Source organism: Protofrankia sp. Cas3, from assembly GCF_963555955.1.
Classification (GTDB): Bacteria; Actinomycetota; Actinomycetes; order Frankiales; family Frankiaceae; genus Protofrankia.
In genome coordinates this window covers 49,209-73,098 of sequence record NZ_CAUVXP010000008.1, presented here as the reverse complement: position 1 = coordinate 73,098, position 23,890 = coordinate 49,209, and the positions used below count along the sequence as shown (strand labels likewise).

The window sequence follows — 23,890 nt, the reverse complement described above, 5'->3', positions numbered from 1 at the left end:
CCCCATGATCCGAGCAAGAACATCCGCAGTGTTACCCAGCGGAATGGACAGATACGGGTTTCGGCTCGCCGCCGTGCTGGTGGTCCCGGAGTCCGACGTCGGCGGCAGTATCACCACCGCCGCATGGGCTTGGAATGTCGGACCGATGGCGGCGTGCACGCCCACCCCGGCCAGGCCGGTCAGAATAATCCCGATGATCAGGATATACCAGCGACGGACAAGAACCGCGACGAAATCCAAAAAGTACACTCGTGTCCCTTGCTCTTTGCCCCCCAGCGCGGGTCAGCATTGCGCCGACACCGGATCAGGTCCAAGATACACGGCCGACATCAGAGCGAGAAGGGCGCTGGAGCTTGTCGTGCCGATGCACGACAAGCGACAACAAGCCAACAAGATAGCAAGCTGTTCCCGTCGACGCCACTATTTGATCTCATACAGATGAACGCCATGTGACGAGAACGGGTCTCACCTGACCTGTCGGGTGAGTGGGCCACGCCTGTCGATCCCGGTAACCGCCGGCCGTCAACCCCGCCGTCAACCCCGCCGTCAACCCCGCCGTCAACCCCGAATGGAAACTCCCGAAACTCACCGACACCAGCCCCAGATACCCCACCTAACCTGGGACAACGGCCTCCACAGACCATCACCCCCGCGACTGCCGACACACACCAGACAGGCCCCCACCCACCGATCAATTCAGGCAACACTCTGTTAGGCGAACTCGGTTGGGTCGAGGCCGAGCACGTCGATCGCCTCCCGGACCACTGCTTGTTCACTGGGCGCGAACGCGCCGTCGACACGGCCGATGACCTCGCCGATGCGCACCACGGCACGGGCCTCGACGGCCCGTCCCCGTACCTTGGCGATCTCGGCAAGGGCTACCCGTTTTCCCGCGGCGAAGTCGCTCTGCAGCCGCGCCAGATGCATGTCGAACAACTGCTCTAATTCGGCTGCCGGGAAGCTCGCCATCACCGGGTCGGTGGCGACAAAACCGCGCATTCCCTCCCGTTCGGCCGGGTCGATGCGGCCATCGGAGGCGGTCACCAGGGCGCAGATGGCGACCGAGGCATCGCGGAATGCGCTACCGCGTAGGTCGTCGCGTCTCGCGGTCAGCTGCGCGCGCAGCGACGCGACCGAGGGACGCAGCCGGCCCCAGCCCATCTCGGTGGCCGCTGGCGGTATGCCCTGCCACAGCGGCCATCCCTCGGCCAGCCACCGCCGCACCGCCCAGGCGACCGGCAACGGACGCAGCCGTGTCGCCAGCAGTACATCGATGTCGACAGCTACCAGCGGGCAGTGCTGCCACGCGGCGGGCACCGCCGTGTCCGCCGGCCAGACGGTGGCGAACAGGATCGTCAGGTCGTGCCCGGCTGCCAGCGCCGTGGCCGGACCGGGCATATCGCTCGACTGTCGGTGGCTGTGCTCCACGACGCCGACGAACTCCCGAACCATGGTGGTCATGTCGCCAACATCGTCGAGATGGCCACCAAGCGTGTCCTCGATGTCCTCACCCGGTTGGACCGGCCCACCCGGCAGGACATACCAGAGGTCCCCGGGTGGCCGAGCAAGGAGCACCCGGTCATCCACCCGTAGCACCAGTCGAACGTCGAGCTGGATCGCGGCAAGGCCGAGCATCCGAAGCCCTCTCCGTGATGGCCGTGATGGCTGTGATGGCCAGACGAGAATACGGCCGAGAGCGTCATCCCCCAGGCGGATGGGCGCCATCGGCACAGCCGCCAGGACCGTTCCCGAACAGGTCGTGGGCTGCGGATGAAAATACTGGGGTTATCCCATGACCAGGCTCCGCACCTGTCCGTACGGCGGTCCGAAACGAACGTCCGCCGCTGGCCCAGAAGGTGCTGGCCGCGCAGACGACGGCTGCCATCGCCAGAAAGCCGTGACGTGGCGTGGCGTGGCGTGGCGTGGCCGACGATGCGGCCACTAGGAGTGATCATGCGATCCTGGCCTGCGTCGTCGTCCGACGGGACCTGGAGCGGTACGGGTTGACATCCTCGCCTGGAGGATGGTTGCAACGTCGTCTCACCCCGGCGGACTGACCCGCCGGGGACTACCGACCGGCACGGGTCCCGCGCCAGAGCGGGCGGTGCGTGGCCCGCCACTCGATGATCGCGCTGGTGAGGGAGACGGGGCGCAGGTCGATCCCGTCAAGACTGCCGATCGCGATCGAGGTGATGTGGACGTCGTCCTCGCGGCTGCCGATCTCGGCTCCCCAGGGCAGCTCCGCGACGAACAGGACGTTGAGTTCGTGGACGCGGATTCCCTTTTCCTGGTAGCTGTGTTCCGCACAGCCGAGGAACTGCAGGTCACCGACGTGCAGGCCGGTCGCTTCGGTGGTCTCGCGGCGCAGAGCCACCTCCACGGTCTCACCGGCTGCGACATGCCCGCCGGGCAGGAAGTACCAGGACTCGCCCCGGCGGTTGGCCAGGAGCACCCGGTCACGAGTGAGGAACACGATCCTGGCACTGATCTTGTTCGGTGTGACAGGCATCAGCAAGCACTCCCGGGCAGAGATTCCAAGGAACGGAGATCGCAGGACTGATTCTGCCGACATGCCGCGCCAGAAGTGTCAGCCCTCCCCCGCCAGAGGGCCATCCCCTCCCCCGGACGCCCGGCACCAGCACGGCCTACCGGGTCGCACGATGCGAGGTGCGATGAGCGTCCTCGGAAGCCCGTGCCCCTGCTGCTTGCGTCACCCGTGACCAGTGCCGGCCCGGCGGGTCGAGCCTGACCACCCAGAATGCCGTTACAGCCAGTCGCGTCGCTTGAACCCGAAGTAAAGCCCGCCGGCGATGGCGAGCATCACGCTGGTACTCACCGCGAATCCCCAGTGCTGGCCGACGCCGGGGTAGGGAACGTTCTGCCCGTAGAAACCGGTCACCGCGGTCGGCACGGCGATGATCGCCGCCCAGGAGGTGAGCTTCTTCATGATTTCGTTGAGACGGTTGCCCTGAATGGTCAGGTTCGTCTCCAGGATCGTGGTCACGAGATCACGCAGGCTTTCGGTCCATTCACTGGCCCGCAGGACATGATCGTAGACGTCCTGAAAATAGGGCTGCATCGGATCGACGACGATGTGCAGATCGCGACGCATCAACGCGTTGACGACCTCGCGCATCGGCAGGACGACCCGGCGGGTGAGCACCAGGCTCTTGCGTAGCTCGAAGCTCCGCCGCTGGACGAGGGCTCCCTGGGGAACATCGGCGAACAAGGTGTCCTCCAGGTCCTCGATCGCGGCATCGAGAGCCTGTACCGCTTCGAAATGGCCGTCAACAACAACGTCAAGCAGGCCGTAGAGAAGGTAGCCCACACCATGGGCGACAAGGTCGGGGTTGGCGTCCCACCGTTCCACGACCGCCTCAATATCGAACCCGTCATCCTTGCGGACGGTGATGAGAGCCCGCTCGGTGACGAAGACCGCCATCTCGCTGGTGACGACCGTACCGGTCACCGGATCCAACCGCACACCATAGGCGCTCACAAACAAATGATCCGCATACCGGTCAAGTTTCGCCCGCTGATGCACGTTCACGGCATCCTCGACCGCCAGCGGGTGTAGACCGAACTCCTCGCTCAGGACAGCCAGATCCGCCCGGTCAGGGCTGTGCAGATCCAACCAGACCGTCACGTCATCCCCGTCGATGTAGTCACTGATGTCCGCGACGGGGAAACCCTCCAGCTCCAGTTTTCCCTCCCGGTACAGCCGGGTCCGCGCCGCGCACCGGGTCACACCGCCGACCGCGACGCAGCGCTGAAACGCCTCGTCCGCGTCCGGGTCCGCGTCCCGGCCAGGCAACCCCCGGGCAGGTTGGACCGGCAACACCCCACCCGAGACCCCCATGATCGGCACGGCCACGGCCGTGGCGGACAGCCGCACCTCGCCCTCCCCATCCTGGCAAACGCCCGGCGACGTCGGGTCAGGGTGCTGTCCGGTCACGGTCGCCTTCTCCTCAACGTCGACTCTGCCCGACGGGCCTGTGGACACGACAGCGCTGTCGGGGTCCACCACCATGCTGCCTGACCACCGCCCGTCACCTGCCGCCACGGGACCTGTCAGGCCCGCCGGGAGCGATGATCGAGGCCTGTGGATGAGCCCGGATAGAACCGCTTGATGGGGGTATGGATCGCACGGGAAAGGTGCACGTCATGCCGATGGTGGTCACGGTCTCGGCGCTGAAGGTCACAATAACACCGACCTTCAGCACCGAATCGGATGCCGCGGCCCCGATATCTACCAGTCGTTACGACCGCCGCCGTGGCTGTCGCCACCGGAACGGTCGAACCATCCACGCCCACGATTGTGAGTGAGCGTGACGGTCAGGATGGTGCGGTAGTCGTCGGCCTGGGTAGCAACCGGCGCGTAGTTCGGGGTCGGCAGCCCAAAAATCTTGCTGGTTGACGGCAGCGGCTGCGGGGTGTTGTACCCGGAGAACACCAACGTCGCACTGTCATGATCCGGGTCGAACGTCACCGACGGGGAATAAACCCGGCCGGTGTAGTGGTGACGCACCGGGTCGGCCGTACCGAGATTGGCGTAATCGGTGCCGACCAGCGGGTTGGTGATCCCGTTGTCGACCGTCCAGTGCACCGCGTCGCTGGAATGGGCGTAGCCGATGTAATGGTAGGCGTCTGAATCACCGTCGTCACAGTTACCACCCGAGAAGAACAGCCCCCACGTCCCGTTGTCGTTCCGGATCACGGTGCCGTGCGGTCCGACGAAACGGGTATTGGTGTAGTCGGGACGGGAAGCGCCGGGCACCGCCGCCGGGTCAATCTTGTCGAACGAGACGGGACCGTCGTCGGTGAACGCAAGCCCGTCCGCGGTATGCGCCAAGTGCAGGATCGGGCGATCCTGGTTCGGGCTCTTGCCGAGGCTGGCCAGCAACGCCGTGCTGGCCGCATCGGTCGGGCACGCTCCCGCGGAACCCGGGGTGTAATAGCCCTTCTCCTTGGACAGGTACAACACCTCTACCTCGCCGCGCGGCGCGCCCGGCCGGTGGTACCCGGGAACGACACCGAGGATGCCGTCGGGAACGGCCAGTCCGGTCACCTGCCGGGCGGTCGCCGGCACGACAGTGCCGCTGACCGGCTCCTGCGCGGGCTGGCCGGCCAACGGATTACCGGCCGCGGGCGACAACGTGTGCTCGAGCAGGAACGACGGTGAGGCCGCACGATCAAGGGTGTACACGTGCTGAACACCGTTCACCCTGAGCACCGCTGCATGGCCCTCACCGTTGTCGGTGATGCCGCTGGTGCCACACCGGCCGTCGTTGAGCTGGTAGGCGGTACCGTTGATGGTCCAGTTCTTCCCACCATCGGTGGACGTGCCGGTGGCCAGCAGCTCTTCCTTGTCCTTGACCCGGTAGTCGAAGTACCCGGTCATCACCTGATCGTTGCCCACCGTGAACGGGAAGTAGTACGGCTGCATGAGATCGGTCCCGACGTGGGCCGACAGACCGGTGCCACTGCACATCCCGGCGGTCGGGCTGCCGAGGGTGGCCGTGTGAGCCGGGCTGGCGGCCTGGCTCAGCGTCCACGGACCCCCGGTCACGTTGGCGGGCGTGATCGCGCTGCTCACCGTCCACGGATCCATGCTGATACTGCTCGCGTTCGCGGTCGGCGCGACCGCGGTGGACACGGCCACCAGCGCTACTGACAGCGCGCCGAACGTGGCCGCAGCTCCCATCCCCATTTTTCGTGCCATGTGCTCTCCTTCGCCCCCTGAGCCGCGTCGCGGTGCCGAAACCTGGTCGACACCGGTAGCGCGGCACCTTGCGGAATGCCAAAGAGCACGGTGAACCCACGGAAAGACGCACGGACCAACGGCACGCGACGCCACGGTGACCACTGACACCGTCCTGGACGACGTGTGGCTGCCGAGCTCAGACAGCACCGTGCTGCGCCATCTGCATCGGGGCAGGGCGGGGCGGGGCGGGGCCGGGCGCGTAGCGGAGCCGGTATCGCACCCGGCGCCGCTCCCCCGCTTCGGCCGTCACCAGGCCGGCTAGGCCGTTCGGCGGCGGTGCTCGGGGCGCAAGGACGGATTGCCCGTCAGATGGACGATGCCGGCGATGTCGGTGCCGGGCCGCACCACCGCGTCGATCGCGTCGAGCGTCCCGCCCTCGAGCCGAACGTCGGCCGCACCCAGTGCGTCGTCGAGTTGCTCCATCGTCTTCGGTCCGATGATGGTCGAGGTCACCGCGGGATGGCTGCCGACAAACGCGAGCGAGAGGTGCGTCAGCGACAGCCCGGCCGCAGCGGCGATACCGCTGAGTTGGTCAACCGCGTCGAACCGGACGGGTGAGTTCCGGTCGTCCGCCACGCTGCGCCCACCCCGTGCGGCGAGGGCTCCCCCAGGGGCGTACCTCGACCCGGCCGGCGACTCCTCGCCGCGCCGGTATTTCCCCGTCAGCCAGCCGCCCGCGAGCGGACTCCACGGGATCACGCCCATCGCGTGGCGCTGACAGGCCGGCAGCACCGCCTCCTCCGCCGAGCGAGCAAAGATCGAGTACTGCGGCTGCTCGCACGCGAACCGCTCGCTGTTGCGGCGCCGGGCGGCCCATTGCGCCTCGACGATCCAGTCCGCCGGGAACGAGGACGAGCCCAGATACCGGACCTTCCCGTCCCGGACGAGGTCGGTCAGCGCCGCGAGGGTCTCCTCCAGGTCGGTGTCCCAGTCATGGCGGTGCACCTGGAAGAGGTCGATGTGGTCCGTGTCGAGCCGCCGCAGGCTGTCCTCGACGGCACGGATGATCCACCGCCGCGAGCCGCCCCGCTGGTTGCGGTCGGTGCCCATGGAGTTGAAGCACTTGGTGGCGAGGACCACTTCGTCCCGCCGGCCCTTGATGGCCCGGCCGACGATCTGCTCGCTTTCGCCCTGGGAATACACGTCCGCCGTGTCGATGAAGTTGATACCGGACTCCAGCGCCCGGTCGATGATCCGTACGCAGTCGTCGTGGTCGGTGTTCCCGAGCGCGCCGAACATCATGGCCCCGAGACACTGACTGCTGACCTCGACGCCGGTGCGTCCGAGCTTTCGATATTCCACCGGTGGCTCATCCTCCGTACTCACTGTGGCGTCACTGACCGGCGCGCAGCAGCGCGCCGGGTCGCGCTCCGGTCAGCGTGCCATGCTCCTGGACGACGGTGCCGGCCACCACGGTCGCCCGGTAGCCTCCGGCGGGCCGGCGCAGCCGCGCCGGTCCCGTCCACGAGCGTGCCGCCCCGTACCAGGATGTCGCTCATTTGCATCCTCCGACAGGTGCCGTGAGCCTGACGCCGACGTCCCACGGTGGAGGCACCGGGAGGAAGATTACTGTACCGTCACGGTACAGTAATTAACGCAGGTTGCCTCGGTATCGCGGAGCGTTACAGCACGGGTTGCGATGAGCACCGCGAGCTCGTCGTGCGCAGGGAGGGGCGCGGATGGATATTGGAAAGGTGCAGCACAGATCACCTCTCACGCGCTGCTATGGCTGCGTTTCTTGAGCGCCGGACCCCAACATTCAACAATCGGTGATTCGGTGCGCCCGATGCTGTCTCTCCCGCAGTATCAGTGTGTCTTCACCGCAAGCACCATAACAGTGTCGATGATCGCCACTGGCGAAGTCGGCAATTCGTGCCCCGACGTCTGGAGAAGCTCCTGACCGATCATGATCCCCCCCACGAACGCAAGCGCGAGAGCGCCCGGGTCGACCTCGGGAGGAAGCTCACCCCGCGCGATGGCGCGGTCGAACACTTCCCTCACATTGCGCGCTCCAACAACCACCGTGCGCTGTTCGTATTCCTGGAAAAGCCTGGGGTGGCGTTCCGCCTCCCCGACAAAACGCATCAGCATTTGCAAATCGTGCCACCAGTCACGGTCCGCGATAGCTCCGGCGACCGCCTCCAACTCGGCGCGCAGCCCACCGAGGTCGGCCACCCGCGGCCAGGTCGCCACCGAGGCGAGAGCGTCCACCATGAGCTCATGCGCGTTGGGCCACCGGAGGTAGATCGTCCCCTTACTGACGTGTGCCCGCCGGGCGCAGTTCGCGACGCTGAATGCGTCGACGCCGACCTCCGCAATTTCCTCGACCGCAGCCTGGAGTATCCGCCGGTGAGCAGCTTCGCTCCGTGGACGTCCGCGGGCCGGAGCGGACCGATCACCCACCTGTTCCCTCGATCGCTGTTAGATGAAACAAAGCCGAATCCACAACGCGGCCAGTCGCCGCCCGTACCTCAGTGTACAAGCTGTTCCGACCAGACCTGCCCGAGCCACAGCGTGCAGACGCGCTCGAGGGCTTTCAAGCGATGCATGCGATTCCGATCGCCCGTGTCAATGCCTCTGACATATCCGAAGATGACGCGGCAATCCGCGCGAGCGTTGAGCGAGGTCGCAGCGGCGACCCATCGTCCAGGCCGCAACCACAGCAGGCAAAACACTGTTCACGGACGGAGTGCTCGTATGACCTCAGCACAGGATCCACTTTTGGCCACAAAGGACGCCGGCGTCCTGACCGTGACGATGAACCGCTCGCCCCAACGTAATGCGCTCAGTCCGGGCCTGGTGTCCGCGTTCGCCGATGCGCTTGCCGATCTCGCCCACGATGACTCACTCGGCGCATGCGTCGTTACCGGGGCGGGGTCAGCTTTCTGCGCCGGACTCGACTTCGCCGCGTACGCCGAAGCGAACGCCGATCGCACAACAGTTACCGCTCTGCTGCACTCAATTGGGCAGACCCCAAAACCGATCATTGCCGCAGTCAACGGGCCTGCGGTCACCGGCGGCTTGGAGCTTGCGCTCGCGTGCGACTGGATCATCGCCGCTGAAAATGCGGTTTTCTTCGATACCCACGCTCGTGTGGGCGCGTACCCAGGAGGAGGGCTACCAGCCTATCTGGTAGAGGCCGTGGGCCTGCGGACCGCGAAAGCGATGACCCTCGGCGGACTTCGCCTCGATGCCGTGGCTGCGCTCCGCGCGGGTCTCGTCGCCGAAATCACATCCCCGGCAGAGCTGCTGAACCGCAGCGCTGAGGTCGCGCGCACGATCTGCATGCACGACGCCCGGCTCGTCGGGATGCTGCGCCGGGGCATGAATGAGGCAGTCGGCCACACAACGGAACACACCCTCCGCGCGGGGAAGGAGCACCTAAATACGTGGCGCGCCTCGGCGGACACCACACTCCAGCGAAGTCGCTGAGCAGGCGAGGGGAGACACATGCACATCGGACGGGTCGGCATCTGGTCGATCGCCCTCGACGCACAGCCGCTGCACGCCGCGCAGGACGCGGTCGCCGAACTCGAGGAACTCGGCTTCCCCGCCCTGTGGATCCCCGAGGCCGCCGGCAAAGAGGTCATGAGCCACGCCGCGCTGCTGCTCGCCACCACCGGGCGCATGGTCGTCGCGACCGGGATCGCGAACCTGTGGGCCCGCGACGCGACCGCCATGGCCAACGGCCAACGCACCCTCACCGAAGGATTCCCCGACCGTTTCCTGCTCGGTATCGGCGTCAGCCACACCCTGACGGTCGCGAACCGCGGACACCAGCCGACCAGCCCACTGCAGGTAACCCGCGACTACCTCGCCGCGATGGACACCGCCACCTACGCCGGCCCCCCACCGACTACCCCCCTGCACCGCGTCCTCGCAGCCCTCGGCCCGAAGATGCTCACCCTCGCCGCCGAGCTCACCGAGGGCGCACACACCTACACCGTCCCCGTCGAACACACCCAGTTCGCCCGCGGCCATCTCGGGCCAGGACCGCTACTGATCCCCGAACAGAAAGTCGTACTGGCCACCGAACCGAGTGAGGCCCGGCGCATCGCCCGCGCCAACATCGGCCGCGTCATCCGCCTCCCCAACTACGCCAACAACCTGCGCCGGCTCGGCTTCACCGACAACGACCTCGCGGAACGCGGCAGCGACCGGCTCATCGACGCTCTCGTCGCCTGGGGCACCATCGACGACATCGCCCGCCGGGTAAAGGAGCACCTCGACGCCGGCGCCGACCACGTCGCCCTCCAGGTACTCCCCGCCGACCCCACCGCCCTACCGCTACACGAGTGGCGCGAACTCGCCGCCCTCCTCGACTGACTGACTGACATCACTCCACACCCACGAGCCCCCGAGCCGGCGCGAGTCTCCCGGGTCCCGGTCAGCGTCACTTCGAAGGCCGTCCGGCCGGGACCCGTCTTTGCGTTTATGGAGTGGCGGAGGACTCAGCCTCGAGCATGATTCTCGCAGCGTCGCGTGGGAGTATGAAGCCCGCGGCTATACCCGCCGAAACCGCTTTCTCGACCTTCTCGAGATAAAGCTCTCGGGTGGGGTAGAGTGTTTTTAGAGTCTCGGGCGAGAACGGCTCCGAGGAACCGGGCAAGTTCTCGATCAGGTTGGCGGAGCCGCTGCTTCCCGTCAGCTTCGCGGTCGGTACCGCTACCGTAGGCAAACGGATGCCACCGCGAGCGATGCCATTGGCGTCGCGAACAACAGTGGGCGGTTCGCCGCCGATCTCGATGCGGGGTTGCGCTGGTGGCGGGATGTGCTCGGTCAGCCAACGCTGCATTTGGAAGAGAGAAGCATCGCGCAGTGGGCGGAGGTTGACGGTGTTCGGAGATGGTCTATCGAGAGTTGGCGACGCGGGCAGGCTCGTACCCCAGTCTCGCTCGAATTTGATCATGACCTCTTGAATGCTGGAGCTGGACGCGTGAGCCGTTCCGGCCGCCTCCCAGAGCCGGAACATTTCGGTGTCCGGCTGGCGGACCCTGAAGTACGTCGGCGTTTCGGTCTCGGTGTTGACCACCAGTACCGGGATGTCGAGATCGTCCCGTAGCCTCGTGACCGGCTGAAAAAGATCCACGACTCCCTGGAGGTTGGGTTCCCGTGAGGCATTCTCGGTCGACAGAGGCGCGACCCAGCCGAAATGGACGTCGAGCAGGAATCCGTCGAAGAGGTTCGTCAGCGGTTGGACCGCGTTGAAGTAGGTGTGCAGCCGGGCCGCCGACTGGGACGCCCCGGTCGCGAGCAGTCGCTTGACGTCCAGCCCGCCCATCGGATCATTCGCGCCCAGGTCGCGCTTGGGCCCAACGAGCTGGGCCGCCGCCGTGAAGATCCCGTAGGAGGCGTCGTCGGAGGGAATAGCCAGGGAGCCATAGCGTTCGGGATCCCAGCTCACCAGACCCTGGGGAGAGGCTGTGTCGAAGCCGTGCACGCCTACCGCCTGCGCGGAGACAGCGACCACCGCGAAGCCACCTTCGAAGGTTTCCGGCGTGTCGAGCTGAAACATGTCCGAGCCCATGGAGACGTTGATCCACGAAACGATCACGGTGCCGTTGAACTTCGCCGCGTCGACTGGGCGCCGGATAATCATCCGAGTCTTGAAGGGGTGGGTATCGCTGGGCTCCGCCGTCCAGCGGCCGTCCGCGCGTAACTCGCCATCGGCGAGGCGGTACGTGGTCGCGTCACCTTCGAAGAAGTACTCCTCCTCGACATAACCGTAGGTACTCACATCCACCAACGTGGTGCTCATGGGCCAGCCGCGGGTCCCACCGCTGACAGGCCCGGTCAGACGTGCGCTCTCACTCATCAACCGTGCTTCTCCCGTTGCTGGTGGCAGGGCTGCAACTGTGGCAGTGACCAGCATCGGGTTGCGGAAGGTCCAAGTCAACGAGTGCCTGAGATGTCAACAAACGCTCGGCGTCCCATCACACAAGGAAGTAGCTCGGCTCCGGGACGTTCCGTAGACGGCTCGGCACTGGAGCCGAGCGCGTCAGCTTCTTGTCTCAACCCTTACGATTCAGGCTGTCAAACGAATACGCGCGGTCGCGACGGTTTAGAGCGACCGGCAATAGTCGTGACGTCGGCGATCGGGTGGTCGGGCCGTGGTGGCCGTCGGGTGACAGCTCACCGGCGAGGATTCCCTTCTCCCGGCGGTACGGGCTTCGCGCAGGGCGCGTCGGCCTATTGCCGGGCGCTCTTATCCGGCGAGACGCCCAACACTTGGCCGAGCCAGGCGCATACACGACCTGTCATGTCGTGCACACCCAGGCGACCGAGGCGTCGACCGGGATGCCGTTTGGGGTCTGCCCGTCGATGGTGGTGGAGCCTCCGGTAGCGGTGATCGTGGTCGGCACCGGGCCTGCGGGGAGAGTGACGACCGTGCCGTCGGACTCGGTCAACTGGGCGGTGACGACAGCAGGGTAGTTACCCGGCCCGTGGTAGCCAGGTGCCCGAACGGTGAATGACAGAACGTCACCGTTGACGGGGACACTCGTAACGGAAGCCTGGTAGACGTGGCCGGTCGTGCAGGTAACCGTAGTCACGGCGGTACCGCTGACGGCCACCGGCTCGACAATCGACACGGTGACCGAGCCGGTTCCGGTGTCGGCGGCGGGTGCCGTGGCCGCCTCTGCGGCGGGGGCGAGGCCGACCGCCGCGGTCATGCCGACGGCCGTGAACACCCCGACCGCCCGGGCGGCGGCGAGGGTAGTGCTGCTGCGTCTGCGATGACGGGCCATCGACATACTCCTCGGATTGACTCGATCTTCCTTGGCCGAGGCTAATTTCCGGAAATATGCGTCCGTCCAAAGTTTTGTTCGAATCGGGTGTGAACGCGGGCGCGACAGGGGCAGCCCGGTGCACGGCTTTGGCGTCGAGAAGCGACTCTGGCGACGATCACGTGATGCTGGTCCCGGCCAGACCCACAGGTGCCAGTGCTAAGAGCGCCCGACAACAGGGGCGTGGATCAAGGAGCGGGGCTGGGGTGCGTAGATCGCAAGATGCGAGAAGGGAGGCACCGGAGGTGTTGGGTGTCGACCGACAGAGCCGGGATACCCGTGCACCGCGCAGCGATGGATGGGGAGCGATGCTGCGACGCGCGTCCCGAAGCACCGGCAGACCCGCCACGCGTGCTTGCTATGCGCTGCTGCTAGCAGCATAATGCTGCTATGGTCACTGCGATCACCATCCGGGATGTCCCTGACGAGACTCGCGACGAGCTTGCCTCCCGGGCCGCGCTCAGCGGTCGCTCGCTGCAGGAGTATGTGCGTTCTGCACTGATCGAGCTCGCCCGCCGGCCGGACGCGGAGGTGCTGCTGGCGCGCGTCCGTGACCGCAAGCAACGCGTCGGCAGCCGATTGTCGGTCGAGTCGATCATCGGCCATCGCGACGCCGACCGTCGATGAGCCTCGTCGTCGACTCCGGCCTGGTGGTGGCCGCGCTCGTCGACAGCGGCGAGATCGGCACCTGGGCGGATCACCTGCTCGCAACAGATGACCTGGCCGCGCCTCATCTCATGCCGGTGGAGGTCGCCAACGTGCTACGCCGGGCCGTCATGGCCAGCGAGATCTCAGCCGACACCGCGGCCCTGGCCTACGCCGACCTGCTGAGCCTGCGGGTCGAGCTGTTCGCCTACGAACCGTTCGCCAGCAGGGTGTGGGAACTGCGCGAGAATGTCACCGCCTACGACGGTTGGTACGTCGCGCTCGCCGAGTCGCTGGACGCAAAGCTGGCCACACTCGACGTCCGGTTGACGAAGGCCGCTGGACCTCGCTGCGTCTTTGCGACCCCGTAGGCTCGATGCCGGTCCGTACAGCTGGTGGGGGCGGCATCAACCGGTCACGTCGACAGCCGGCGTTAGTACCTCCATCGCGGCGGCAAGATCATAACGTTTATATTATATTGAAGCTATGGCCAGGTGACTGCTGGTGATACATCCCGAGGTGCGGGACTGGTTGCACGAGATCCGCAAGGGTGACCGTGAAACGGCGGCGCTCGTCGGGCAGGCTATCCAGCATGTGATCGACGGCCGCGGTCCGGACGAAGGACGTCCGCTTGTTTACCGGGTCAAGGGCAGCCGGGTGCACAGCTTGAAGGAGTTGGTGCCCGCCAGCGCCGGCGTTGACTGATGGGGCTGATTGAGATGACGAAGGAGACCGCCGCAGGGTGGCACGCATACGAGGACGTCGGAGAGCTGTTGGCCGAGCTCGAGCTCACCGACGACGACATGGAGCATGCCCGCGAAGCCACTGCTGACCACATCCGTGCGTGGCATCTCGCTCAGGTGCGCGCCGAGCAGGACCGGACCCAGGAGGACGTCGCTGCGGTGATGGGGGTCACGCAGCCCCGGGTGTCGGCGATCGAGCGGGGCGAACTTGACACAGTCACGTTCTCTACGTTGCGGGCGTACGTGCACGCTCTTGGTGGGAAGCTACGTGTCGTCGCGGATTTCGGTGACCGGGAGTACCGGCTGACATAAGCTGCACATTTTCAATGGCATCCTCGACGCATTCCTCGATCATGTCGGGCCGGACGCCGAAACGGCGGACCTCGCCAACGCAACAGACCCGTTCAGACCCGTTCAGAGCCGCTGGGTGCGGAAGAATGTGCGGACGTCATCGACGAGCAGCTCGGGCTCCTCCATCGCCGCGAAGTGGCCGCCCCGGGGCATATCCGTCCAGTGACACAGGGTGGGGAAGGCCGCCTCACACCAGCTGCGAGGGGCCCGGACGATTTCGGCCGGGAACGCGGCATGGCCGAGCGGGACCGTGATCGGCGGGGGTGTGTGGCGCCGGCCGGGACCGATCGACTCGTAGTAGAGGCGGGTCGAGGAGTTGATCGTCCCGGTCAGCCAGTAGATCGAGATGTTGTCGAGCAGCCGGTCGCGACTGAAGCGGGATTCGATCGTGTCGTCGCAGTCGCTCCATCCGTGGAACTTCTCCACGATCCAGCCGGCGAGCCCGGCCGGCGAGTCGGCGAGGCCGTAAGCGAGCGTCTGCGGCTTCGTCCCCTGGATCTTCTGGTAGCCGGTCTCGTGGTCGGCGAAATGCTTCACGCGGGCCAGGATGGCCAGGTCGGCTTCGTCCAGGCCGGCGGTTGGGTCGTTGCGGTCCGGCGGCGGCGCCGGCAGCAGGTTGAGGTGGATGGCCCGTACCCGCTCGGGGGCCAGGCCGGCGACCGTGGTGGTGACCGCGCTGCCCCAGTCGCCTCCCTGCGCGAAGAACCGCTCGTAGTCCAGGCGGGTCATGAGCTCCAGGAAGGCGGCCGCAGCCCGGGTGATGGTCCATCCCCGCTCGGTCGTCGGACCCGAGAAGCCGTAGCCGGGCAGGGACGGGGCGACGACGTGGAAAGCGTCGGCCGGGTCACCGCCGTGGCTTGCCGGGTCGGACAGGGGGCCGAGCACCTGCCAGAACTCTGCCACCGAGCCCGGCCAACCGTGGGTCAGCAGCAGGGGCCGGGCCGTCGGCTCGGGCGAGCGGGCGTGGATGAAATGGATGCGCTGCCCGTCGATCTCGGTCGTGAACTGAGGAAAGGCGTTGGCCCGGGTCTGGAAGCCCGACCAGTCGTAGTCGTCCTTCCAGTACCGACACAGCTCGACCAGGAAGTCACGTTCAGTGCCGTAGTCCCACGCGGTGCCGGGTATCTGGTCGGGCCACCGGGTCCGGGCAAGCCGGTCGCGGAGGTCGTCGATCTCGGCGGTGGTGACACGCACATCGAACGGTTCGATCGTTGGTGGGGTCATGACCTGGATCCATTCGCGAGTCACGCCGGTGGGGGTCGGTGGGTCATCGGCAGCCATCGCTCCCAGGATACGAAAAATCATACAACTCATTTGGTTGATGCGATCCGACCGCTGCTGGCGGACGCCTGCGGCGACCGCTCGGTCCAGGTCCGCAACCTCAACAAGCAGATCGACCGGCTGGGGTCGGTCGGCGAGCACGACTGATCCCCCGGGCGATGACGGGCTGGGTCGGTGACCACACGAACGACCGGGTACTACGCGACTACGAGCGGCTGGTTGCAATGGACCACTCTCCGTTAATGGACAGTACTATCCGCAACCATTGCGAGAGCTTACGGCCGGAGTGTTCCCTGCCCCGTGCGTCAAGCGATAATAGCGGTATCTTTTGTCTCGCTGTGCTTGAGAAGGCGGCCCTGCTTGCAACCGGTCGCGTAACGGCGGAAGTGGACCGTACCCGCTTTAGTGGACACTCGGTAAAGCTGCCCGATTGATCGGGAGCGCGAGATATGGTCTCGATACGCCGTCATTCCACACTCGAATACTTGATACCCAGAGAATACGAGCTAGGCTACAGAAATATCAGCCAAATGGCGGCTTAAAAGGGCGTCCAGAAAAGCGGAACCACTCCAGACCGACTCACCTTCGGCGGCAACAGCATCGAGACCGGCACCGACTCCTACCGCCTCGCCCGCACCCGAGCCCTCACCACCTGAGCCCCAACTGACGTCACAATTCACGAACATCGATCATGCTCCAAGCGCTCCGCTGACGCCGAAATCCAAGATTAGACGACGCCCCGCACCGACGCAGTCAAACATCCGCCCTATGCTCGGGGATATGACGATTCAGCGGATGGACCACGTCGGCGTCGTTGTCGACGACCTTAAGGCTGCTATTGAGTTCTTTGTCGAACTTGGCATGGAGCTGGAGGGCGAGGCGCCAGTCGAGGGACGTTGGGTGGACCGTGTCGTCGGGCTCGACGACGTCCGAGTCGACATCGCAATGATGCGGACCCCGGACGGCCACGGCCGGCTTGAACTGACGAAGTTCCACACGCCGACGGCGGTCAGCACTGAGCCGGAAAACGCACCGGCGAACACGCTGGGCATACGTCGCATCATGTTCGCCGTCGACGACATTGAGGACGTCCTTGCCCGCCTGCACACCCACGGCGCCGAACTCGTTGGCGAGCTGGAGAAGTACGAGGACAGCTATCGGCTCTGTTACGTCCGCGGCCCCGAGGGCATCATCGTCGCACTGGCCGAGCAGCTCAGCCGCCACACGCGCTGACGCCTGACTCGAGGACCGATGGCTGGCCGGTCCTCGAACCCGACTGGGTGCCCAGGCCACAGCGCGACCTCGACATCGGATGACCGACTGCGACTAGAGCGGGGTCACCCGCCGGTACATTGCTCTCTCTCAGTCGGCACTGCGCCATCCGGCGTAGTCAGTGGGCCATACACCCGGGTGGACGCACGCGTTCGGGCTCTGATCCGCGGCGGAGGATGTCGGTCCGCTGCTGTGGTGGCTGGACCGGATGCGTCGCGGCGGCCCGGTCCTCGTCCCGGCCCCGGACCGAGCGATCCAGCCCATTGATGTACGCGACGTGTCCCGCTTCATGATCGATCTGATCCAGCAGCGCGCGACCGGTGCCATCAACGTCGCTGCACCAACGGAGGGCCGAACCTACGGCGCCATGGTGCGGGCCTGCGCCGAGGTGGTCGCCGGCGACACTGACGGCTGCCTTCGCCGAACTCACCCTGGCAAGCCGATCAGCCAGCTGGCAGGGCCTGCCATGTCCTGCCTCCGTTCAACGCAACAGGGCCCGCACATCTCGTGGAGGCTGACAGGAGAACCAGTTTCGTAATACGTTTGTCGGGTGCATGTTCACCGGTCGGCACGCAAGCATGGCATCGCCGACGCGGACAGCATCCATGCCGCCCAACGATTCCTGGTCGCCTATCCCCTCGGGGACGACGAGGAGGAGCCGCGTCGGGAGCTGCGGTTGGGCCCGGACCGGGCGGGCAACCTGTTGGAGATCGTCGTCCTGCTCCTGGACGACACAGATCTGATCATCCACGCGATGCGAATGCGGGCGAAGTACCGGGATCTTCTGCCGTGATCAGTGAGAGGTGTGCCATGACGGACAGCAGTGAAAGGGCACCGACGTCGAACGGTGTGCCGGTGACCGACGAGCTGGTGGATCGGCTGGCGGCGGAGGCTGAGGCCGGTTATGACGTTGCGGAACTGCGTCGACGCGGGGGCCGCCGTCCGCTGGGGTCGGCTCCAGCAGATGTGGTACCGGTGCGGCTGGACCCGGAACTGCGGGCGGCGCTTGCCGCGCGGGCGGTTGCTGATCATACGAACACCAGCGACGTCATCCGTCAGGCACTCCGGGCATGGCTCGACGTCGCGTAGTCGTCGACGTCCCGCAGGGGTGCGGGGAACGGCTTCGACGATCGGAGTCGCACTGGTGAAATTCGTCGAATACTGTGGGTAACGCATATAATCATCTGCTATCCGGAAAAACGATGGGTACAGAAACTGTCTGTCACCACCGGAATCTTGCCAGAGCCGCAGTAACGGCGTAACTCCCCGAAAGTGAGGATGCGCCGTGACCGCCTTCTCGGTACGGAACAGCAGGAGAGCGAGAGAAGTCCGGTTCTCCTCCGCGACGGGTAGGCCGGCCAAGACCTCCAGCGGGCTGAACCAGTCGGCATGCCCTGGGGCGATCGTGCCGGAGACGAGCAGGCCGCGGATGCCGTCGTGGTCGACCGGGCGACTCGTAAAGCCTCCGCGGTCCAGCGGGCCCGGCGGGCCGGCATTCCATCGGATGTCGATGCGCTCGTGGCCTCGATGCTGGCGAAGGATCCGCGCGCGCGGCCTACCGCCGAAGCCGTCTACGAGGCGCTCGTGCCGTTCACGTCCACGCCGGATGAATCCTCGGGCACCGAGGGCACCGATGAGATCCGCGACCCGACTCTCCCGTTTCGCCGACCGCTGTTGGCGCCGCCCAGACGCCGCGAACCGGCAGACGGCCGCGCCACGCTCACCGAGGACGACGTCGACCTGCTGAAGGCCAACGTCCGGGCGCTGCTGGACAACGACCGACCGGCCGAAGCGATCAGCCTCCTCGAGGACGGCGTCGAGCGCACCCGTCACGACCCGTTCCTCGCGCTTCAGCTGCGGCACTTCCTGGCCGCCGCGCTGTTCTACGCCGGGGAGTACACGCGTGCCGCCGCACTCTTCGACGGCGTCGGACACGACTACCGCAGGCATCTGCCGCCGACCGACGCCTACGTCCTCGACTGCTCCTACCATGCCGGCCACGCCTACGCAGAGATCGGCAAACCGGACAAGGCGCTGCCTCAGCTCCGGTTCTACGTGCAGAACGCCGACAGCTCCGCAGGTGAGGACGAAGGGGCGAAGATTCTCGAATCCCGCTTCGTCATCGCCCAGCTGCTCGCGGCCGCCGGACATCCCGACGAGGCACTGACAGCGTTCGAGGCGGTCCGACCGCTGCTGGCCGACGCCTTCGGTGCCGACTCGGTCCAGGTCCGCAACCTCAACAGGCAGATCGACCGGCTCGGGTCGGTCAACGAGCACGGCTTAGAGGGGTCGGTCGACGCATCGAAACCCCACGTACGGAAGACGCCGGGCACCGTCGAAGACCGACCCGGCGAGGGAGCCAGATGATCTTGTGGGCCGTTGCTGTCACATGCCTGTTCGGTGTTCGGTATTGACCGAACACCGAACAGCACGGACGCTGGTCCGTATGGACACCGAGGCCCTCGTGGTCGACGCCCTCCTACAGCTCGGGGTCGAGGCCCGACTACCTGACGACGGGTCCGATGGTGGGGTCGACCTCGTGCTCGACCCGGATGGCGTCGCGGTTCCCATCGAGCTCAAGCGTCGGTCGCTGGTGTCCGAAGGCGTTGCCGCGCAGCTACTCGAGGCCAGCCGTCCACCCGGTGGATCGGGCGGCTCTCTCCTGCTGGTCGTCGCGGACCGGGTGACCGAGGCGGCCCGGAAGATGCTGACCGAGCATCGGGCCGGCTACTACGACCTACGCGGCCGGATTGCGCTTCGTTCGAGCAGCTTCGTGATCGATGCTGAAGTCAGCCCGGTCACCGGACGCGGTGAGCGGACACGGGTCTTGAGCGGCAAGGCCGGGCTCGAGGTCGCGACCACTCTGCTCATGGAGCCGGAGGAGGGCGCCGCCGTCCGGGAACTGGCACGCCGGCTCGGCCGGTCCCCCAGCACGGTGTCGGAGGTGCTGGCGACGCTGCGGCACGACGGTCTTGTCGACGCCACGAACGTCGTCACGGACGCGCGGCTGTTCTGGCAGGTGGCCGAGCGCTGGCCGGCGCGACGCACCTATCTCGCCAAACTCCCCGATCCCGGTGATGCGAACGGCGTCACCAGATCGCTGCGTCTTGGCCTCCGTGACGTGAGAAACGAGACCGGGTGGGCATTGACGGACACGGCCGCCGCCGCGGCGTACGGTGCCCCGGTCGCTGTTCGCGCTGACCAGTTGCTCGACTTCTTCATCCCCGATCAGGCGGTACTTCGGCGCGCGACCACGCTCCTCGGCGCCGCCTCGACGCCGGTCCAGGCGCGCGCCGCGGTGCGGGTCGCACCGGTCGCAGCCGTCTGCACGCGTCGTGTCGACCTCCTGCCCGAGCGGTGGCAGTGGCCGCTGGCGCATCCACTGTTCGTCGCGCTCGATCTGGCGCAGGACCTGGGGCGTGGACGCGAGATCCTCGACGCATGGCGGCCAGACCCGAGGTGGGCCCGTGTCTGGTAGCCGGGTGATCTTCCTTGGCGACGCGATGGCCGCGGTCGTCCAAGCCGTCGAGGAAGTGCGGAAGCTCATCGGCCAGCCGCCCGTCGTGGTCGGCGGGCTGGCGGTGCTGTGCCGAGTCTCCAGCACCCACCGAGCGACGGTGGACCTCGACGTCGTCGACCGGCTGCATGGGAGTGCGCCGCACCTGGAGGTGCTCCGCGCGGCCGAGGGCGCGAAGGCTGTGGAGCCCGCCGGTGTCCTGCTGCTAACTCCATATGGTCAGGTCAAGGTAGACGTGCTGGAGGTGCGGCAGGTAGAGCTCGACCAGCCGAGCGACGATCCCGGAGACCGCCTCCACGCGTCCGCGCACGCATGGGCGAACGACACTGCCACTGAGATCGCCATCGAGGTGATCCGGTCGAGCGGCGATCGCGTGGAGGTGAAAACGCCTGTCGCCGAGCCCGGTCCGATCATCGCGATGAAGCTCCAGGCGGTGATGAACCGCTCTGTGCAGAAGCAGGGCACCGACCTGCTCGATGTCATACGGCTCGCGCTCGACGACACGGCGCGCACGGCAGCGCTGGCCCAGCTCGGCGCCTGCGACTCGTCGACTGCCGCCGACATCGCCCTTCACGTCGATCTGTGGCTCGTCCGCCGCCGCGATCAGGCCATCCGATGGATACACGGCGTGGGCGGCGGTGACATCACGATGGATGACCTGGATCTTGTCGCCGAGCTTCTTCTCGATGCCTGCGAACGCACCTGACGCGGCCCGAATCGGCGACCAGGCGGGCACGGCCGCGTCGCGAGCGGCGGCGAGTACGCCCCCAACGCACTTGGCAACTTCGATTTCGAGGTCACGCTGAGCTACAGGCGTCTCTAGCGGCCTCGGCGTGACCTCGTGACACAGGCCATTCTCTACATTGCGAACATAGGTGCACGCTCTTGGTGGAAAGCTACGTGTCGTCGCGGATTTCGGCGATCGGGAGTATCGGCTGACATGGTGAGATCATCCCAGGTCACAGATCACAGGGCCAGGCAGCGGCTTCTGGCACCCCACCGGTTCCCGCTCGAGGTGACGCTGTCGTGACGGTCGACCTCTAGCGTCACCACCCGACCGAGTCGCGGTGGCCGACCGATCAGATCGCCGCAGGTGACGCGTGTGAACCGCAAGCGGGTGGACAGGGTGGGGAAGTCATGAGCGAAGCCAGTGCTGAGCACGAATTCGTCCTGGTCGTTCCATTGGACGCAAGCGGAATCGAGGGGTTTTCGCCCGAGCAGCAGGTAAAGGTCCTGGTCACCGATTGCGGCCGGACCTCGGTGTCGGTGGTCGCAGACCTGAATTCCGACGGCCACGGGCAGGCCATCCTTCGACTACCCGAGAACCCCGCGGGCGCACGTATCCACCTCGGCCCGAGTGGTGTCGCCGACGAGGACCTTCCCGGGCTTCAGACCATGACCGTGAGCCTGTCGTCCCGGCTCCTGCCGGAGGGGCCCGAGGGTCAGGTCGTGCGGCTGGAGCCGATCCGCATTCCGTCCTTCTACTGGTATCAGTGGTTGCGCTGGTGTCGCCGCTTCACGGTCCGTGGACGGTTGCTGTGCCCGGACGGCAGCCCGGTGCCCGGCGCCACGGTCTGCGCCTATGACGTCGACTGGTGGTGGTGGTGGTGCACCGACCAGCAGGTGGGCTGTGCCACGACCGACGTCCACGGCGCCTTCGAGATCACGTTCACCTGGTGTTGCGGCTGGTGGCCGTGGTGGTGGTGGGCGCGCCGGCTGTGGCGCGTTGAGCCAGGCCTGGCTGAGAAGATCACGGCGGCGCTGGGCGCAGGCACGGACATCGTGCTGCCACCGCCCCAGCCACGGCCCACCCTGGACATGTTCGACACGGTCCTGGCACGGGACGGGGTCGCAACCGGCATGCCCACCGAGGCTGTCGACCCGGCTCGGCTCGACAGCCTGCGCGCCCGGCTCCTGGAACGGCTGCCGGCGGTGGCTGAACTCGAGCGGCTGCGCGTCTGGCCGTGGTTGCCCTGGCATCCCTGGTGGGACTGCTCACCCGACCTGATCTTCCGCGCGACCCAGAGCTGCGACGGCCAGGAACGGGTGGTCCTGGACGAGTCCTGCCTGTCCGCCCGCCCGGACGTGCCGACCACCCTCAACGTCACCCTTGTCGCGAACGACAGCGCCTGCTGCGCCCACAGGCCGCCCTGCGGATGCGGCGACGCCGAGTGCCTGGTCATCTCGCATGCCTGTGGGGACCTGATGGCCACCATCGGCGGCAACGTCGGCGCGTCGCCGATGCCGGCCGGCTACCGGTCACCGGGGGTGGTCGCCACGGCCGGTGACCGTCCGTACGCGGGCACGGTGGCACTCCACGGGGTGTGCGGTGACTGGATGGACTACTACGAGTTCGAATGGTCCGACAACGCCGGCCTCAGCTGGCACGTCATGCCGGCCGGCGCGGCCGGCGGTTTCACGCTCACTTACTACGATCTACCGACACAATCGTGGAACCCCGTGTCGTTCGCGTTCACCACCATCAGCGGCCGGTTGGTGGTGGAAAGTCGGGCGCACTACGAAGCCACCCATTCACCGGGAAGCTGGGGGGTGACCCGGGTCTGGGTCGGAACGACCGACCTGCTTATGAACTGGGTGACGGCGGTCCCGTCGGCACCGACCGGACCGACGGCGTTGTTTGGCGACGGCACCTACCGGCTGCGGGTCCAGGCCTGGGATTTCGTCGGCGGCCACCTGAAGAATCCGCGGATACCACCGCTGTGCGGAAGCGATGAGGAGAACCGCGTCGTACTGACGCTCGACAACAGGATGGTCGGCCCGGGTGCCGGACACCCCACCACTGCGAGCCACCCATGCGGCCCGGCCACGGTGCACCTGTGTACCACCGAGCCCGACACTCAGATCATCGACGTCCGGCTCGGCGGGGAACCGGCCACGCCATGCTCGATCATCCGAGCGCATGACGGCACTACCGTTGACATCGAGTTCCTCGCCAACGACCCGGACGGTCATCTGGCCTATTACACGCTGCACGCGCTCTACGGCAACAACGGTGTCGTCGACCTGCTTGCCGCGCCGTCCGCGACTCTTACCCGGGTAGCGGCCGCGCAGGTCGGCCCGACATATGGGGACGCGCGGGCGGGGGCGACCGCGCAGAACACCCCCGCGGCCGTTGCCCCGGTGTGGAACGGTGGCCGGATGCGCCTCACCATCGCCAACCTGCGGGACGCATTCCCCCAGTCCTGCTGCTACCTGCTCGAACTGCGGGCGTGGAAACGGACAATCGACAGTTGCGACGGCTCGTTCGGCCAGGGCAACTACAGCGTGTTCACCTTCACCGTAGAGCTCTGACCACTCCGCGCCCAACCGCGGTCATGGCGGCTCGTCCGCTCACGATCATCTAACGGCCGCTTGTCGATCTCTGACGTTTGGGTATCCGAGCAGGGGGCATCGGTTACCCGTGCCACGGGATGCCCCCTTTGGGGACTGCGTGTGCGTCGCTCGTCACCGTGTCGCGTGCCGCGTGCGCTGCTCGTCTCGACGCTGGGCGGGAGGTGGACCTGATCCGGGA

Annotated in this window: 22 protein-coding genes and 2 pseudogenes; 14 read left to right on the top strand and 10 right to left on the bottom strand. The window is 66.6% G+C overall.

Annotated elements, in window-relative coordinates; translation table 11 throughout:
• The 7 genes and pseudogenes from U9983_RS03285 to U9983_RS03255 form a co-directional block, all read right to left on the bottom strand.
• Window positions 1-249 (bottom strand): annotated as a pseudogene (locus U9983_RS03285) (hypothetical protein); the annotation flags it as partial.
• A gap of 462 nt (window positions 250-711) precedes the next feature.
• Entirely contained in the window at window positions 712-1,635 is a 924-nt protein-coding gene (locus U9983_RS03280; RefSeq protein ID WP_322752590.1) for a TerB family tellurite resistance protein, read from the bottom strand.
• A 433-nt stretch (window positions 1,636-2,068) separates the two neighbouring features.
• Window positions 2,069-2,509, bottom strand: coding sequence for an NUDIX domain-containing protein (locus tag U9983_RS03275; RefSeq protein ID WP_322752589.1), 441 nt, complete (start codon window positions 2,507-2,509; stop codon window positions 2,069-2,071).
• A 255-nt stretch (window positions 2,510-2,764) separates the two neighbouring features.
• A complete protein-coding gene (locus U9983_RS03270; RefSeq protein WP_322752588.1) occupies window positions 2,765-4,030 on the bottom strand; it encodes a magnesium transporter CorA family protein in 1,266 nt (421 codons plus the stop codon).
• 219 nt (window positions 4,031-4,249) lie between these two features.
• Window positions 4,250-5,722, bottom strand: a complete 1,473-nt coding sequence (locus U9983_RS03265) for a hypothetical protein (RefSeq protein WP_322752587.1) — start codon at window positions 5,720-5,722, stop codon at window positions 4,250-4,252.
• Window positions 5,723-6,022: 300 nt separating this feature from the next.
• Window positions 6,023-7,066 carry an aldo/keto reductase gene (locus U9983_RS03260; protein ID WP_322752594.1) on the bottom strand — a complete coding sequence of 348 codons (1,044 nt, stop codon included), beginning with the start codon at window positions 7,064-7,066 and terminating at the stop codon, window positions 6,023-6,025.
• Window positions 7,067-7,570: 504 nt separating this feature from the next.
• Complete coding sequence (locus tag U9983_RS03255) at window positions 7,571-8,167, bottom strand: TetR/AcrR family transcriptional regulator (RefSeq protein WP_322752586.1); 597 nt, start codon at window positions 8,165-8,167, stop codon at window positions 7,571-7,573.
• Between the two features lie 294 nt (window positions 8,168-8,461).
• Between U9983_RS03255 and U9983_RS03250 the strand changes: the two genes are divergently transcribed.
• Complete coding sequence (locus U9983_RS03250) at window positions 8,462-9,196, top strand: enoyl-CoA hydratase-related protein (RefSeq protein ID WP_322752585.1); 735 nt, start codon at window positions 8,462-8,464, stop codon at window positions 9,194-9,196.
• An 18-nt stretch (window positions 9,197-9,214) separates the two neighbouring features.
• On the top strand, window positions 9,215-10,090 hold the full coding sequence (locus U9983_RS03245) for an LLM class F420-dependent oxidoreductase (RefSeq protein ID WP_322752584.1): 876 nt from the start codon (window positions 9,215-9,217) through the stop codon (window positions 10,088-10,090).
• A 106-nt stretch (window positions 10,091-10,196) separates the two neighbouring features.
• Here the strand turns inward: U9983_RS03245 and U9983_RS03240 are convergent, their stop codons facing one another.
• Together U9983_RS03240 and U9983_RS03235 are read right to left on the bottom strand one after the other, a co-directional pair.
• Complete coding sequence (locus tag U9983_RS03240) at window positions 10,197-11,579, bottom strand: alpha/beta hydrolase domain-containing protein (RefSeq protein WP_322752583.1); 1,383 nt, start codon at window positions 11,577-11,579, stop codon at window positions 10,197-10,199.
• A 442-nt stretch (window positions 11,580-12,021) separates the two neighbouring features.
• Window positions 12,022-12,510 (bottom strand): hypothetical protein, encoded by a 489-nt coding sequence (locus U9983_RS03235; protein WP_322752582.1) that lies wholly within the window; start codon window positions 12,508-12,510, stop codon window positions 12,022-12,024.
• A gap of 429 nt (window positions 12,511-12,939) precedes the next feature.
• On the opposite strand from U9983_RS03235, the gene U9983_RS03230 reads away from it, so the two are divergent.
• The 4 genes from U9983_RS03230 to U9983_RS03215 all read left to right on the top strand — a co-directional run bounded on the left by U9983_RS03230 (window position 12,940) and on the right by U9983_RS03215 (window position 14,249).
• Window positions 12,940-13,176 (top strand): FitA-like ribbon-helix-helix domain-containing protein, encoded by a 237-nt coding sequence (locus U9983_RS03230; RefSeq protein ID WP_322748999.1) that lies wholly within the window; start codon window positions 12,940-12,942, stop codon window positions 13,174-13,176.
• Entirely contained in the window at window positions 13,173-13,565 is a 393-nt protein-coding gene (locus tag U9983_RS03225) for a type II toxin-antitoxin system VapC family toxin (protein WP_322752581.1), read from the top strand. The genes U9983_RS03230 and U9983_RS03225 overlap by 4 nt, the downstream gene beginning before the upstream one ends.
• A gap of 133 nt (window positions 13,566-13,698) precedes the next feature.
• A complete protein-coding gene (locus U9983_RS03220; protein WP_322752580.1) occupies window positions 13,699-13,899 on the top strand; it encodes a hypothetical protein in 201 nt (66 codons plus the stop codon).
• 14 nt (window positions 13,900-13,913) lie between these two features.
• Window positions 13,914-14,249, top strand: a complete 336-nt coding sequence (locus U9983_RS03215) for a helix-turn-helix domain-containing protein (RefSeq protein ID WP_322752579.1) — start codon at window positions 13,914-13,916, stop codon at window positions 14,247-14,249.
• A 102-nt stretch (window positions 14,250-14,351) separates the two neighbouring features.
• Here U9983_RS03215 and U9983_RS03210 read toward each other — a convergent pair whose 3' ends face one another.
• Entirely contained in the window at window positions 14,352-15,512 is a 1,161-nt protein-coding gene (locus U9983_RS03210; RefSeq protein WP_322752578.1) for an epoxide hydrolase, read from the bottom strand.
• 629 nt (window positions 15,513-16,141) lie between these two features.
• On the opposite strand from U9983_RS03210, the pseudogene U9983_RS27695 reads away from it, so the two are divergent.
• From U9983_RS27695 to U9983_RS03175, 8 genes and pseudogenes are all read left to right on the top strand, one after another.
• Window positions 16,142-16,225 (top strand): annotated as a pseudogene (locus U9983_RS27695) (AAA family ATPase); the annotation flags it as partial.
• A 124-nt stretch (window positions 16,226-16,349) separates the two neighbouring features.
• Window positions 16,350-16,802: a VOC family protein gene (locus U9983_RS03205; RefSeq protein ID WP_322752577.1), complete on the top strand. Its 453-nt coding sequence runs from the start codon at window positions 16,350-16,352 to the stop codon at window positions 16,800-16,802.
• A 589-nt stretch (window positions 16,803-17,391) separates the two neighbouring features.
• Entirely contained in the window at window positions 17,392-17,634 is a 243-nt protein-coding gene (locus tag U9983_RS03200) for a hypothetical protein (protein WP_322752576.1), read from the top strand.
• 17 nt (window positions 17,635-17,651) lie between these two features.
• Window positions 17,652-17,930, top strand: coding sequence for a ribbon-helix-helix protein, CopG family (locus U9983_RS03195; protein WP_322752575.1), 279 nt, complete (start codon window positions 17,652-17,654; stop codon window positions 17,928-17,930).
• Window positions 17,931-18,230: 300 nt separating this feature from the next.
• Window positions 18,231-19,208, top strand: coding sequence for a hypothetical protein (locus tag U9983_RS03190; RefSeq protein WP_322752574.1), 978 nt, complete (start codon window positions 18,231-18,233; stop codon window positions 19,206-19,208).
• A gap of 79 nt (window positions 19,209-19,287) precedes the next feature.
• Window positions 19,288-20,319: a helix-turn-helix domain-containing protein gene (locus U9983_RS03185; protein WP_322752573.1), complete on the top strand. Its 1,032-nt coding sequence runs from the start codon at window positions 19,288-19,290 to the stop codon at window positions 20,317-20,319.
• Window positions 20,309-21,064, top strand: coding sequence for a nucleotidyl transferase AbiEii/AbiGii toxin family protein (locus tag U9983_RS03180; protein WP_322750478.1), 756 nt, complete (start codon window positions 20,309-20,311; stop codon window positions 21,062-21,064). The genes U9983_RS03185 and U9983_RS03180 overlap by 11 nt, the downstream gene beginning before the upstream one ends.
• A gap of 431 nt (window positions 21,065-21,495) precedes the next feature.
• Window positions 21,496-23,670, top strand: a complete 2,175-nt coding sequence (locus tag U9983_RS03175) for a hypothetical protein (RefSeq protein ID WP_322752572.1) — start codon at window positions 21,496-21,498, stop codon at window positions 23,668-23,670.
• Window positions 23,671-23,890 lie beyond the last annotated feature (220 nt).

Excerpts from the sequence above, each read along its gene's own strand:
- U9983_RS03280 (WP_322752590.1), bottom strand. The coding sequence starts at position 1,635 with ATGCTCGGCCTTGCCGCGATCCAGCTCGACGTTCGACTGGTGCTACGG.
- U9983_RS03275 (WP_322752589.1), bottom strand. The coding sequence starts at position 2,509 with ATGCCTGTCACACCGAACAAGATCAGTGCCAGGATCGTGTTCCTCACT.
- U9983_RS03270 (WP_322752588.1), bottom strand. The coding sequence starts at position 4,030 with ATGGTGGTGGACCCCGACAGCGCTGTCGTGTCCACAGGCCCGTCGGGC.
- U9983_RS03265 (WP_322752587.1), bottom strand. The coding sequence starts at position 5,722 with ATGGCACGAAAAATGGGGATGGGAGCTGCGGCCACGTTCGGCGCGCTG.
- U9983_RS03250 (WP_322752585.1), top strand. The coding sequence starts at position 8,462 with ATGACCTCAGCACAGGATCCACTTTTGGCCACAAAGGACGCCGGCGTC.
- U9983_RS03245 (WP_322752584.1), top strand. The coding sequence starts at position 9,215 with ATGCACATCGGACGGGTCGGCATCTGGTCGATCGCCCTCGACGCACAG.
- U9983_RS03240 (WP_322752583.1), bottom strand. The coding sequence starts at position 11,579 with ATGAGTGAGAGCGCACGTCTGACCGGGCCTGTCAGCGGTGGGACCCGC.
- U9983_RS03235 (WP_322752582.1), bottom strand. The coding sequence starts at position 12,510 with ATGGCCCGTCATCGCAGACGCAGCAGCACTACCCTCGCCGCCGCCCGG.
- U9983_RS03230 (WP_322748999.1), top strand. The coding sequence starts at position 12,940 with ATGGTCACTGCGATCACCATCCGGGATGTCCCTGACGAGACTCGCGAC.
- U9983_RS03225 (WP_322752581.1), top strand. The coding sequence starts at position 13,173 with ATGAGCCTCGTCGTCGACTCCGGCCTGGTGGTGGCCGCGCTCGTCGAC.
- U9983_RS03215 (WP_322752579.1), top strand. The coding sequence starts at position 13,914 with ATGACGAAGGAGACCGCCGCAGGGTGGCACGCATACGAGGACGTCGGA.
- U9983_RS03210 (WP_322752578.1), bottom strand. The coding sequence starts at position 15,512 with ATGACCCCACCAACGATCGAACCGTTCGATGTGCGTGTCACCACCGCC.
- U9983_RS03205 (WP_322752577.1), top strand. The coding sequence starts at position 16,350 with ATGACGATTCAGCGGATGGACCACGTCGGCGTCGTTGTCGACGACCTT.
- U9983_RS03195 (WP_322752575.1), top strand. The coding sequence starts at position 17,652 with ATGACGGACAGCAGTGAAAGGGCACCGACGTCGAACGGTGTGCCGGTG.
- U9983_RS03190 (WP_322752574.1), top strand. The coding sequence starts at position 18,231 with ATGCCCTGGGGCGATCGTGCCGGAGACGAGCAGGCCGCGGATGCCGTC.
- U9983_RS03185 (WP_322752573.1), top strand. The coding sequence starts at position 19,288 with ATGGACACCGAGGCCCTCGTGGTCGACGCCCTCCTACAGCTCGGGGTC.
- U9983_RS03175 (WP_322752572.1), top strand. The coding sequence starts at position 21,496 with ATGAGCGAAGCCAGTGCTGAGCACGAATTCGTCCTGGTCGTTCCATTG.